13 protein-coding genes and 1 pseudogene are annotated in these 12516 nt (G+C 60.9%); 8 read left to right on the top strand and 6 right to left on the bottom strand.

All coding sequences use genetic code 11. From position 1 onward, the window contains the following. Positions 1–2 precede the first annotated feature (2 nt). From phrB to ACEPAJ_RS06310, 8 genes are all read left to right on the top strand, one after another. A complete protein-coding gene (phrB, locus tag ACEPAJ_RS06345; protein WP_274088500.1) occupies positions 3–1442 on the top strand; it encodes a deoxyribodipyrimidine photo-lyase in 1440 nt (479 codons plus the stop codon). Next, on the top strand, positions 1439–1864 hold the full coding sequence (locus tag ACEPAJ_RS06340) for a nuclear transport factor 2 family protein (protein WP_274088440.1): 426 nt from the start codon (positions 1439–1441) through the stop codon (positions 1862–1864). The genes phrB and ACEPAJ_RS06340 overlap by 4 nt, the downstream gene beginning before the upstream one ends. Further along, complete coding sequence (locus tag ACEPAJ_RS06335; protein WP_274088441.1) at positions 1861–2634, top strand: SDR family NAD(P)-dependent oxidoreductase; 774 nt, start codon at positions 1861–1863, stop codon at positions 2632–2634. The genes ACEPAJ_RS06340 and ACEPAJ_RS06335 overlap by 4 nt, the downstream gene beginning before the upstream one ends. After that, entirely contained in the window at positions 2631–3878 is a 1248-nt protein-coding gene (locus tag ACEPAJ_RS06330; protein ID WP_274088442.1) for an NAD(P)/FAD-dependent oxidoreductase, read from the top strand. Before ACEPAJ_RS06335 ends, ACEPAJ_RS06330 begins: the two co-directional genes overlap by 4 nt. A 17-nt stretch (positions 3879–3895) precedes the next feature. Further along, entirely contained in the window at positions 3896–4696 is an 801-nt protein-coding gene (locus ACEPAJ_RS06325; protein ID WP_274088443.1) for a DUF1365 domain-containing protein, read from the top strand. Next, positions 4683–5957, top strand: a complete 1275-nt coding sequence (locus ACEPAJ_RS06320; protein ID WP_274088444.1) for an SAM-dependent methyltransferase — start codon at positions 4683–4685, stop codon at positions 5955–5957. Before ACEPAJ_RS06325 ends, ACEPAJ_RS06320 begins: the two co-directional genes overlap by 14 nt. After that, a complete protein-coding gene (locus tag ACEPAJ_RS06315) occupies positions 5950–6477 on the top strand; it encodes a DUF2878 domain-containing protein (protein WP_274088445.1) in 528 nt (175 codons plus the stop codon). Before ACEPAJ_RS06320 ends, ACEPAJ_RS06315 begins: the two co-directional genes overlap by 8 nt. A 118-nt stretch (positions 6478–6595) precedes the next feature. Beyond that, positions 6596–6907 (top strand): YkgJ family cysteine cluster protein, encoded by a 312-nt coding sequence (locus ACEPAJ_RS06310; RefSeq protein ID WP_274088446.1) that lies wholly within the window; start codon positions 6596–6598, stop codon positions 6905–6907. A 64-nt stretch (positions 6908–6971) separates the two neighbouring features. Here the strand turns inward: ACEPAJ_RS06310 and ACEPAJ_RS06305 are convergent, their stop codons facing one another. From ACEPAJ_RS06305 to hemA, 6 genes and pseudogenes are all read right to left on the bottom strand, one after another. Further along, the gene (locus ACEPAJ_RS06305; RefSeq protein WP_274088447.1) at positions 6972–7487 is read right to left on the bottom strand and encodes an acyloxyacyl hydrolase; all 516 of its coding nucleotides are present in this window, start codon (positions 7485–7487) and stop codon (positions 6972–6974) included. A gap of 98 nt (positions 7488–7585) precedes the next feature. Continuing rightward, a pseudogene (gene murI, locus ACEPAJ_RS06300) lies at positions 7586–8388 on the bottom strand (glutamate racemase). Beyond that, positions 8378–9133, bottom strand: coding sequence for a molybdopterin-synthase adenylyltransferase MoeB (locus ACEPAJ_RS06295; RefSeq protein ID WP_274088501.1), 756 nt, complete (start codon positions 9131–9133; stop codon positions 8378–8380). The pseudogene murI and the gene ACEPAJ_RS06295 overlap by 11 nt, the downstream one beginning before the upstream one ends. Positions 9134–9152: 19 nt before the next feature. Next, positions 9153–9986, bottom strand: a complete 834-nt coding sequence (prmC, locus tag ACEPAJ_RS06290; protein WP_425914172.1) for a peptide chain release factor N(5)-glutamine methyltransferase — start codon at positions 9984–9986, stop codon at positions 9153–9155. Positions 9987–10072: 86 nt separating this feature from the next. Beyond that, positions 10073–11155, bottom strand: a complete 1083-nt coding sequence (gene prfA / locus ACEPAJ_RS06285; RefSeq protein ID WP_425914171.1) for a peptide chain release factor 1 — start codon at positions 11153–11155, stop codon at positions 10073–10075. Continuing rightward, entirely contained in the window at positions 11155–12444 is a 1290-nt protein-coding gene (gene hemA / locus ACEPAJ_RS06280; protein WP_425914170.1) for a glutamyl-tRNA reductase, read from the bottom strand. The genes prfA and hemA overlap by 1 nt, the downstream gene beginning before the upstream one ends. Positions 12445–12516 lie beyond the last annotated feature (72 nt).

The raw sequence follows: 12516 nt of genomic DNA, 5'->3' as shown, positions 1-12516 counted from the left end.
TGCTGCAATTGATGTGGTTCCGCACCGACCTACGGGTCCAGGACAACAGCGCCCTGGCCGCCGCCATGAGCAAGGGCCCGACCGTGGCGCTGTACCTGATCAGCCCGGCTCAGTGGCTGGCGCACGATGACGCGCCAAGCAAGGTCGACTTCTGGCTACGTAACCTGAAAAGCCTGGCGGGCGAGCTGAGCAAACTCAATGTGCCGCTACTGGTTCGCCTGGCCGACGATTGGAGCGCCGCGCCACAGGTGATCGGCGAGTTATGCCAGCAACTACAGATCAGCACGGTGCACGTCAACGAAGAATACGGCGTGCACGAAAGCCGCCGCGATCAGGGCGTGGCCGATGCACTCGATACGCTGGGGATCCACTTCAATAGCCAGCTCGATCAGATCTTCTTCAAGCCCGGCAGCGTGCTGACCAAATCCGGCACTTATTTCCAGGTCTACAGCCAGTTCCGTAAGGTCTGTTATCAGCGGTTGCACAGCGCCTTACCGAGTGTGATCGCCACACCCAAGGCTCAAGATCCTCTGACGATCAACAGCGATACCGTACCGGAACAAGTCGCCGGGTTTGCCACGCCCAGCGATACCCTGCGCCAGCTCTGGCCGGCAGGTGAGGCCGAGGCGCGCAGGCGCATGGATGATTTCGCCGCAGAGCAGATCGACTTCTACCAGAGCGCCCGCGACTTCCCCGCCAAACCCGGCACCAGCCAACTGTCCGCGTACCTCGCCGCCGGGGTGATCTCGCCGCGCCAGTGCCTACATGCTGCGTTGGCCGCCAATCAGGGCGAGTTCGACAGCGGCAACATCGGCGTGGTGACCTGGATCAACGAGCTGCTCTGGCGCGAGTTCTACAAACACATCCTGGTCGGCTACCCGCGCGTATCCATGCACCGCGCCTTCCGCCCGGATACCGAAGCGCTAGCCTGGCGTGATGCGCCGCAGGAGCTGAAAGCCTGGCAGGAAGGCCGTACCGGCTTGCCAATCATTGATGCGGCGATGCGACAACTGCTGGCCACCGGCTGGATGCACAACCGTCTGCGGATGATCGTGGCGATGTTTCTGACCAAAAATCTGCTGATCGACTGGCGCGAAGGCGAGCGCTTCTTTATGCGCCACCTGATCGACGGTGACTTGGCGGCGAACAATGGCGGCTGGCAGTGGAGTTCCTCCACCGGCACCGATTCGGCGCCCTACTTCCGCATCTTCAACCCGCTCAGCCAGTCGCAAAAGTTTGACCCTGACGGGCGCTTTCTGCGCCAGTGGTTGCCCGAGCTGGTTGGCCTGAACAAAACCAATATTCATAACCCGGCGGCCATGGGCGGGTTGTTCGGGATTGCCGACTACCCCGCGCCGATTGTCGACCTGAGCAAGAGTCGCGCGCGTGCGCTGGCCGCCTTCAAAAGCCTGCCGCACTTTGCCGGTGAGGAGGCCTCTTGAGCGACTTTCTACGCCAGTTCGCCCAGGACTTTGCCGGGCTGAACAAAGACAACCTCGAGCGCCTGGGCCAGCTCTACAGCGACGACGCGCTGTTTTGCGACCCGCTGCATGAAGTGCGCGGGCTGGCCAATATGCAGCGCTACTTCGCCGAGATGTACGCCAACGTCAGCGAGCTGCGCTTTGACTTCTATGGCTTTGATCAAGCGCGTGAAGGTGAAGGCTACCTGCGCTGGACCATGAGCTACCGCCATCCGCGTCTGGCCAAAGGCCAACTGATCCGCGTGGAAGGCTGCTCGCACCTGCTGTGGCAAGATAAGAAGGTCTATCGTCACCGTGACTACTTCGACGCCGGCAGCCTGCTCTATGAGCATCTGCCTTTACTCGGCTCGGCGATTCGCTGGCTGAAAAGGAGGTTGGCATGAACGCACGCCGTATTTGGTTAACCGGTGCGAGCAGCGGGATCGGCGCAGCACTGGCCGAACAGCTGCTGCAGCAAGGTCATCGTTTAGCCCTCAGCGCCCGCAGCCTTGAGCCATTGCAGGCGCTGGCCAAGCGCTACCCGCAGCAGGTGTTAGTGGTGGCCGGCGATCTCAGTGATGCCACTCAAGTGCAGGCCATTGGCGAGCATATCGCCCAAGTCTGGGGCGCCCTGGATTGCGCCATCCTGAATGCCGGCACCTGTGAGTACGTTGAGGTCAGCAGCTTCGAAGCCGCCATGATCGAGCGGGTGATGCGCGCCAATCTGTTTACCGCCAGCTACTGCATCGAAGCCGCCCTGCCCTTGCTGCGCCTGGGCAACAATCCGCATCTGGTCGGCGTGGGCAGCTCGGTGACCTTTATGCCGCTGCCGCGCGCCGAGGCTTACGGGGCATCGAAAGCCGCCATGCGCTACCTGATGGACACCCTGCGTATCGATCTGCGCGCCGAGAACATTGCCGTCACCCTGGTCAGCCCCGGGTTTGTCGACACCCCGCTGACGCAGAAAAATGACTTCGCCATGCCCATGCGCTGGCCGGTGGATAAAGCCGCCCGCTATATCGCCGAGCGCTTGGCGGCACAGCCTTATGAAATCGCCTTCCCCGGCCCCTTTATTGCCATTCTCAAGCTGCTGGGCCATCTGCCCATGCGTTTGCAAGTGGCCATCGGCGCCCGCCTGGCGCGCACTGAAGCCAAAACCAAGGACAATCCATGAAAATCGCCATTATCGGCAGCGGCATTGCCGGTTTGACCAGCGCCTACCTGCTTAACCGTCGCCACGACATTACGGTATTCGAGGCCAGCGACTGGATTGGTGGGCACACCCACACCGTGGACGTGCAGGTCGATGGCCAGACCTACGCCGTGGACACCGGCTTTATTGTGTTTAACAACTGGACCTACCCGAACTTTATCCGCCTGCTCAACCAGCTAGGCGTCGGCTTCAAGGACACCGAGATGAGCTTCTCGGTCAGCGACCCAGTGAGCGGCGTGGAATACAACGGACATGGCCTCAACAGCCTGTTCGCCCAGCGCAGCAACCTGATTTCACCGAAGTTCTGGGGCATGGTGCGCGACATCCTGCGTTTTAACCGCGAAGCCTTGAACGACCTGAATCAGCAACGTATTGCCCGCGACATGACCCTCGGTGACTACCTCAAGGCCAATGCCTACAGCGAGCGTTTTATCCAGCATTACATCGTGCCCATGGGCGCGGCGATCTGGTCAATGTCGCTGCAAGACATGCTGGCTTTTCCGCTGCAATTCTTCGTGCGCTTCTTCAAAAACCACGGCTTGCTTTCCGTCTGCGACCGCCCGCAATGGTGCGTGATCGAGGGTGGATCGAGCAGCTATGTCGCGCCGCTGACCGAATCGTTCAAGCAGCATATCCGCCTCAACTGCCCGGTCACTCGGGTTGATCGTGATGAAGACGGTGTAACCGTGCACAGCGCACAAGGTAGCGAGCGCTTCGACAAGGTGGTGTTTGCCTGTCACAGCGACCAGGCCCTGGCGCTATTGGCGCAACCGAGCCGGATTGAGACTGAAATCCTCGGCGCACTGCCTTATGCCGACAACGACGTGGTGCTGCACACCGACACGCGCCTACTGCCGAAACGGCCACTGGCCTGGGCCAGCTGGAACTATCGCCTCGGCGGGCCAGTGGATCAGCCCGCAGCCGTGACCTATGACATGAATATTTTGCAGGGCCTTCAGAGCGACACCACCTTCTGCGTAAGCCTGAATCAGACCGCCTTGATTGACCCGAGCAAAATCCTCGCCCGCTACACCTACGCGCACCCGCAATACAGCCTCGCCGGCACACAAGCCCAGGCGCGCTGGGAAGAGCTGCTGGGGGCCAATCACAGCTACTTCTGCGGCGCTTACTGGGCCAATGGCTTCCACGAAGACGGCGTGGTCAGCGCGCTGCGCGTGGCCCGTGAATTTGGTGAGTTGCTGTAGTGAAAAGCCCAGCAGCAATGAACAGCGCCCTGTACAGCGGCTGGGTGCAACACCGGCGGTTTAGCCCGCGCCTGCATAACTTCCGCTACCGCATGGGCCTGCTTTACCTGGACCTCAGCGAGCAAGAGCGGGTGCTTGCACTGTCTCCGCTGGCCGGCCGTGGCCGCTTTTCAGCCTTCGCCTTTCGCGAAACCGATTACCTGCCGCAGTTCACCGGCAGCGGCATGCGCCTGATCGACGCCGTGCGCCAACGGGTCAGTGAAGCCCTGGGCCGCACGCCACTGGGCCACATTTGTTTGCTGACTCAACCACGCAGCTGGGGCCTGGCCTTTAACCCGGCAAGCTTCTTCTATTGCTATGAGGCCGACGGCCATTTGGCGGCGATTCTCTGTGAGGTCAGCAATACCCCGTTCCGTGAGCGCTATCACTATGTCGTGCCGGCCGAGGGCACAGGGCATCAGCATGTGGCCGTAACCAAGGCCTTTCACGTCTCGCCGTTTCTACCGCGCGACCTGGAATACCGCATGAGTTTCAGCCCGGCCGGCGAACGCCTGGGTATTCATATGGCCGACTGGCAGGCGGATGAAAAAATCTTCGACGCCAGTCTCAGCCTGCAACGCACGGAGCTGAACCGGGCCAGCTTGCACCGCTACCTGGTGCAGTTTCCCTGGATGACCGGCAAGACCGTTGCGGCCATTTACTGGCAAGCCCTGCGCCTGCTACTCAAACGCATCCCCCTGTTCACCCATCGGGCCGCTGAAGGTGATTTCCGCGTTGCCCGCACCGCATCAAAGGACGTCCCCCATGAAAAGCTCTAGCCTTGCGTCTGCCAAACACACCGTGCGCGCCGGCAGCGGCATTGGTGCCAGCCTGTTGCGCCGGGCGGTACTGCGTCAGCTTAAGCAGCTGCGCCATGGCCAACTGCTGGTCATCGAAGGTGAAGAACGCTTGGAGTTCGGTGACGCCCATTCCAACCTCTGCGCCGAGATCCACGTTCAGGATGGTGCGCTCTGGGGCCTGGTCGCCGGCAATGGCTCGATCGGTGCTGGCGAGGCGTATATCCATGGTTACTGGACGTCCCCAGACCTGACTGCGGTGGTTCGCCTGTTCGTCAGCAACCTCGATGTACTGGATGCGATGGAAGGCGGTTTAGCCAAGCTAGGGCGCCCACTGATCCAGGGATTGCACTGGCTTAACCGCAACACCCGCAAGGGCTCGCGCAAGAATATCTCCGCCCACTATGACCTGGGTAATGATCTGTTTGAGCTGTTCCTCGACCCGAGCATGATGTACTCGGCGGCCATGTTCCGCAGCGTCGATGACAGCCTGGAACAGGCGCAACTCAACAAACTCGAACGCATCTGCCAGAAGCTCGCCCTGAAACCCAGCGATCACCTGCTGGAAATCGGTACAGGCTGGGGCAGCATGGCGATCTACGCAGCCACCCACTATGGCTGCAAGGTCACCACCACCACGCTGTCGCGTGAGCAGTTCGCCTACACCGAGCAACGCATCAAGACGCTGGGGCTGCAGGGGCAAATTACCCTGCTGCTAGAGGATTACCGTGACCTCTCCGGCCAGTACGACAAGCTGGTATCGATCGAAATGATCGAGGCAGTCGGCCACCGTTTTCTGCCCACCTATTTTGAACAGTGTGCGGCCTTGCTCAAGCCTGATGGGTTGATGCTGCTACAAGCCATCACCATCCGCGACCAACGCTATGAACAGGCGAAAAACGCCGTCGACTTTATCCAGCGCTATATCTTCCCCGGCGGCGCGCTGCCGTCGGTGAACAAGATGCTCGACGTGATCAGCACCAAGACCGATATGAACCTGCACCACATGGAAGACTTCGGCCTGCACTACGCACGCACTCTGCGCATCTGGCACGACAACCTGCGCCACGCGCGGCACAAGCTGGAGCAACAGGGCTACGACGATTACTTCTTCCGCCTCTGGGAGTTTTACCTGTGCTATTGCGAGGGCGGCTTTATCGAGCGCACCATCGGCACCGCGCAGCTGCTGCTGGCCAAACCAGCGGCCCGTCCAGCGCCACTTTTGGGAAATCTAGATGGCTAAGTTAATCGTCAACACCCTGCTGTTTCAGCTCGGTTGGTTCGCCTGCGTATTTGGCGGCGACAGCCTGTGGTTGCTGATTGTCGCAGGCGTGGTGGCCGTGCATCTGCTGTGGACCAGCAGTTGGGCAGCCGAAGGCAAGCTGTTGGTCAGCGTGTTTATCGCCGGCAGCGCGCTGGATAGTTTTCTGCTTAACCTCGGGGTGTTTGATTTCGGCGAACCGCGCACCTTGATTCCGCTGTGGCTAGCCTGCCTGTGGCTGCTAATGGCCACCACCCTGAATCATTGCCTGGCCTGGACGGCGCGACCCTGGTGGCGCGGCAGTTTGCTAGGGGCCATCGGCGCACCCTTGTCCTATTACGCCGGTGCACAAATAGCCGGGGTTGGTTTGCCGTATGGCACCTGGCAGAGCCTGTTGCTGATCGGCGCGATCTGGGCCCTGGTCATGCCCGTGCTGCACGGCTTCGCCAAGCTCTACCGTGCGCAATATGAGCAAACTCAAAGAACCCGCAAGCCCGCTTAGGTTGCAGCGCCAGCAAACCCTAGGATTTTTGTAGAGCTCTTCGCTGGGTGGCTAAAAATCATCCACCCTACGTCGGCAGCAGGCGTCGCCATAACGCCGATGGCGTACACTGCACGGCATGAGCCAAGAGATTCCGCACACCCAATTATTGGACGCCCCCGCAGTCAGTTGCAGCAACTGCGCGGCCTGCTGCTGCCAGCTGGAAGTCATGCTGATCACCGATACCGGTGTGCCTAAACGCTATATCGATACTGACGACTGGGGCGGTGAAGTCATGCTGCGCCTGGATGACGGCTGGTGCGCCGCGCTGGATCGTAACACCATGCGCTGCACCATCTACGAGGTGCGCCCGCTGATCTGTCGGGAGTTTGAAACTGCCTCCCCCGAATGCCTGGATGAGCGCAAGGGCATGGCCAGCATCTACCGCTAAATGCGCCGTCTGCTGAGATAAAAAAACCGGATTGCTATCCGGTTTTTTTCAACGCGCCCGAGCTCTAGAAGCTCATGCGGTAATGCAGGGTGTAACTCTCAACCCCATCATTAGGCTTTTTAAGCCCAGCGTTCGAGTAATGCAGAGCACGCACGCCGACTTCCTGCCCGGCGAAGCGCACACCGAAACCGATGCGGTCTTCAAACTGGAAGGACGAGCCCAGGTCGTTGTCCTCCAGCTCGGTGCTGCTGAATGCAGCAATACCAATGCCCGCCTCGACATAGGGTTTGAAGCGCTCGCCAGCAAACTCGTAAACGAATACCGGGCTCAGCGACAGGCTGTGGTTACTCGCCGTTTGGTCGCCCTCCCAGTAGGTGTAGGCCCCATCCCAGTAACCGGTCAGGCGACCGACATCACTGGCAAACCAGCTCTGCTGGAAATCAAACTGCGCCCCCAGGCGATAGGTCATGGTCGAGTCCCCGCTTTGCCCAATGGCCACACTCAGGTCCATTGCCTGCACCGCACTCACCGGCCCCCAAGCCAAGGCGGCCAGCGCCGCAAGGGTGATAACTTTTCTCATGGTTATTATCCTTTTCCATTCGATACGAAAAACCGCGTAACCGCTGCCAAAGAGTATAGAAATAGTTAGGGCCGTGAACAGTTCAGCCCTGATAAAACCTATGGCAGTGCACACACCTGGGCCGCTGAACCCCACAGCAAGGGCAGCACGTGCTGCATGGCCTGCGGTTCGGCACTCGACCAAAATTGCGCAGGCTGCGCAGGGCCCGTGGCGAGCAGGTCACGCTCGGCCAACAGCCGCTGCACCTGGCGCGCTACAGCCGCCCCCGTATCGATCAAACTGACCGACTCAGGAACCAGGCGGCGCAAAAGCGGTTTGATGAAAGGGTAATGGGTGCAGCCGAGGATCAGCGTGTCGCACCCTTCAGCCAATAACGGCGCGACATAACCTTGCAACAACTCACGCGTGGCGGCAGCGTCCAGCTCACCGGCTTCGATACGTTCGACCAACCCGGACAAGGCTGGGTAATCACCCGCACATCACTGGCAAAACGGTCGAGCAAGGCGGCGAACTTGGCGCTTTTCAGCGTACCGGTGGTGGCCAGCACGCCCACCACGCCACTTTGCGTGGCGGCTGCCGCAGGCTTGACCGCCGGTTCCATGCCCACCAACGGCAGCTGCGGGTATAACTCACGCAACTCGGCCACCCCGGCCACCGTGGCAGTGTTGCAGGCCAGCACCAGCGCCTTCGCGCCCTGAGACAGAAGAAAGGCGGCCAGCACCCGGCAGCGCTCGCGGATAAATTCCGGGCTCTTCTCGCCATAGGGCACATGGCCGCTGTCGGCGACATACATCAGCGATTCGTTGGGCAATAAGCTGCGAATCTCGCGCAGCACCGACAACCCGCCAACACCGGAGTCAAACACCCCAATAGGCGCGGCTCTTGATGCGTTACTGGGCATCACTGCCACAGACACTGCAACCCGGATCACGCTTGACCCGCAGCTCACGGAAACGACAGCCCAGCGCATCGATCAATAGCAGGCGACCGACCAGTGGCTCGCCAAACGGTGCCAGTAATTTCAAGGCTTCTAACGCCTGCAGGCTGCCGACCAAGCCCACCAGCGGGCCAGCCACACCGGCTTCGCTGCAGGTCAACTCGGCTTCACTGCCATGGCCGTAGATGCAGTGGTAACAGGGGCTGTCCTCACGGCGCGGATCGAACACCGAGAGCTGACCTTCCAGGCGAATCGCCGCGCCGCTGACCAGCGGCACCTTGGCCGCCACGCACGCGGCATTCACCGCTTCACGGGTGCTGAAGTTGTCCGAGCAATCCAGCACCACATCGACCGCTGCTACAGCGGCGGCCAGCGAGTCACTGTCCAACCCCTGACGATGGGCCTGCAGGCGCAGCTGCGGGTTGAGCGCCAGCAGACGCTGGCTCGCCGAATCGATCTTGCTTTGGCCAATACTGGCGGTGTCATGAATGATCTGCCGCTGCAGGTTGGTCAGGTCGACCGTATCGAAATCCGCCAGGTGCAATTCACCGACGCCGGCCGCCGCCAGATACAGCGCCACCGGTGAGCCCAAACCGCCCAGGCCGACGATCAGCGCGCGGCTGTTTTTCAGGCGCAGCTGCCCGTCGATATCGATCTGTTGCAGGAGAATCTGCCGGCTGTAGCGCAGCAGCTCCTCATCACTCAGCATGTCGTGCGGATTCATGGCATCACTCATTATCGAAACGCCCCAGACTGATGCGCTCATGGCCGCCCAGGTCACGCCGGCTCTCCACGGCGCTAAAGCCACGCGCACTGAGCAGCTCACGCACCGCCGCCGCCTGATCGAAACCGTGCTCCAGCAACAACCAACCACCCGCCTCAAGATAGCCAGGCGCCTGCTGGATGATCAGGCGAATATCATCCAGACCATCCGCACCCGCCACCAGCGCGCTGCTCGGCTCGAAGCGCACATCGCCTTCGGCCAAGTGACGATCATCGGCGGCGATATACGGCGGGTTACTGACAATCAGTTGAAAACGCTGGCCGGCCAGGGCGCTAAACCAATGACTCTCAACGAAGCTGGCATTCCCCAGTTTGAGTCGCGCGCGATTGCGTTCGGCCAGAGCCACCGCCTCGGGGATGCGATCGACACCAGTGACCTGCCAGGCTGGGCGTTCGCTGGCCAACGCCAGGGCGATGGCCCCCGTACCTGTGCCTAGGTCCAATAAGCGCGCCTGCGTGGCGGGCAGCAACGTGAGGGCGCTTTCCACCAGCAGTTCGGTATCCGGACGCGGAATCAGGGTGTGCTCAGCAACCTCAAGCTCCAGGCTCCAGAAGCCCTGCTGGCCGAGGATATAGGCCACTGGCTCACCGGCCTGACGCCGTGCAAGCGCAACCTGGTAGCACTCAAGCTGCGCCGCCTCAACCTCACGCTCAGGCCAGGTGCGCAGGTAGCTGCGTGACTTACCCAAGGCATGGGCGAGCAATAATTCAGCGTCCAGCTGCGGCGTTGGCGAGTCGGGCAGTTCAGCGTGGGCGAGCAAGTGTTCGATGGTGGCCATGGCATTCATTCCGTAGCCCGGATGCACTCCGGGGCAGGCTTCAACGGGCGCTCCCGGCTTGCATCCGGGCGACGAGAAAACGCGAATCAGTCGCCCAGCGCCGCCAGCTGATCAGCCTGGTATTCAACCAGCAGCGGCTCAATGATCGCCTCAACCCCGCCAGCAATCACTTCGTTGAGCGAATACAGGGTCAGGTTGATGCGGTGATCGGTGACCCGGCCTTGCGGGAAGTTGTAGGTGCGGATGCGCTCGGAGCGGTCACCGGAACCCACCAGCAATTTTCGCGAATCAGAAATTTCCTTGTGCGCGGCGGCTTCCTGCTGATCTTTCAATTTTGCCGCCAACCAGGCCATGGCCTTGGCGCGGTTCTTGTGTTGTGAGCGTTCGTCCTGACATTCCACCACCGTGCCGGTGGGAATGTGGGTAATACGGACAGCCGAGTCGGTGGTGTTGACGTGCTGACCACCCGCGCCCGAGGAGCGGTAGGTGTCCACGCGCAGGTCGGCCGGGTTGATGTCGATGGCCATCTGCTCATCCGGCTCGGGCAACACTGCAACGGTGCACGCCGAGGTATGAATGCGCCCCTGGGACTCGGTTTCCGGCACGCGCTGTACACGGTGCGCGCCAGACTCGAACTTGAGCTTGCCGTAGACGTTATCGCCCTCGACTCGGGCAATCACTTCTTTATAACCGCCATGCTCGCCTTCACTGGCCGACAACACTTCGACGCGCCAGCCCTGCTTCTCGGCATAGCGCGAGTACATACGGAACAGGTCACCCGAGAAGATCGCAGCCTCATCGCCGCCGGTGCCGGCGCGTACTTCGAGGAACACGTTGCGCCCGTCATTGGGGTCTTTGGGCAACAACATACGCTGCAGCGTGGCTTCCAGTTCGAGCAGCTGCTCTTTGGCCTCGGCCACTTCTTCTTCGGCCATTGCGCGCATGTCCGGGTCGCTGTCTTTGAGCAGCGCCTGGGCGCCCTCAAGATCGCTCTGCACCTTACGGAACGCGCTGAACGCCTGGTACACCGGCTCAATCTCGGCGTACTCCTTGGAGTAGGCACGAAATTGCGTTTGATTGCTGATTACTTCAGCGTCACCGAGCAGCGCGGTCAGCTCTTCGAAACGATCCTGCAACAGGTCGAGTTTATTGATCAGTGACGCTTTCATTACAGACCTTTATTTTTGGCCGAGCCGGGCGACACGCCCTCCTCGAGGGCAAACAGTTCTTGGGCCACGCCCAGCGCATCAACGCGGCCGTCAGCAGAGAATTTCTTCAGTTGCACGCTGGGCGCATGCAGCAACTTGTTGGTCAGGCCGCGGGCCAGTTGTGCCAGCACATCCTCGGCCGAGGTACCGTTACCCAGTAGGCGCAGCGCCTTGTTCAGCTCTTCGTCACGCAAACGCTCGGCTTGCTGCCGATAGGCCTTGAGCACATCTACGGCGGCCAGTTCACGCAGGCGCTGCATAAAGTCCTGCGCGCCGACGCTCACCAGCTCTTCTGCCGCTTCGGCTGCGCCCTGACGGCTCTTGAGGTTTTCCGCGATCACCTCATGCAGGTCATCGACGGTATACAGGTAGACGTCATCCAGCTCGCCAACCTCGGGCTCAATATCGCGCGGCACGGCGATATCGACCATGAAAATCGGCTTGTGCTTGCGCTGCTTTAGCGCCCGCTCGACCGCCCCCTTACCGAGAATCGGCAGCTGGCTGGCGGTGGAGCTGATCACGATATCGCTGTTGACCAGCTCGTCCGGGATTTCCGAGAGCAGCACCGCGTGCGCGCCGAATTGTTCGGCCAGGGTGCTGGCCCGCTCAAGCGTACGGTTGGCCACCACAATGCGTTTGATGCCCTGGTCGTGCAGATGGCGAGCGACCAGACTGATGGTCTCGCCCGCACCGATCAGTAGGGCCTGGCTGCGGTGCAGGTCAGTAAAGATCTGCTTGGCCAGACTCACGGCGGCAAACGCCACCGACACGGGGTTTTCACCAATCGCGGTATCGGTACGCACCGTTTTGGCGGTGCTGAAGGTGGCCTGAAACAAACGCCCGAGCAGCGGCCCGAGAGTGCCGGCTTCGCGGGCCACGGCAAACGCCGACTTCATCTGACCGAGGATCTGCGGCTCACCCAGCACCATCGAGTCCAGCCCCGAGGCCACGCGCATCATATGCCGCACCGCTTCGTCATCGGCATGGATATAGGCGCAGGCACGCAGTTCTTCGAGGCTCAGACGATGGTAGTTGGCCAACCAGGCCAGCACTTCTTCAGCGCTCAACTCATCCTGTTCGAGGTATAACTCGCTGCGGTTGCAGGTTGAGAGAATGGCAGCTTCCCGGCTGGACGTGTTGTGGCATAGCAGACGCAGGGCCTCAACCAACTGCTCGGGCGTGAACGCCACGCGTTCGCGGACATCCACCGAGGCGGTCTTATGGTTGATACCGAGGGCAATAAAGGCCATGCACGATCGCTGACTGGGAGTGGAAGCCGGCAATTGTCCTACTTCGGCAAAGCGAGAACAACCACTGCTAGC

It is taken from the genome of Pseudomonas sp. GWSMS-1, from assembly GCF_049847425.1.
Classification (GTDB): domain Bacteria; phylum Pseudomonadota; class Gammaproteobacteria; order Pseudomonadales; family Pseudomonadaceae; genus Aquipseudomonas.
The sequence above is the reverse complement of the archived record's forward strand: the minus strand, read 5'-3'. Positions and strand labels throughout refer to the sequence as shown.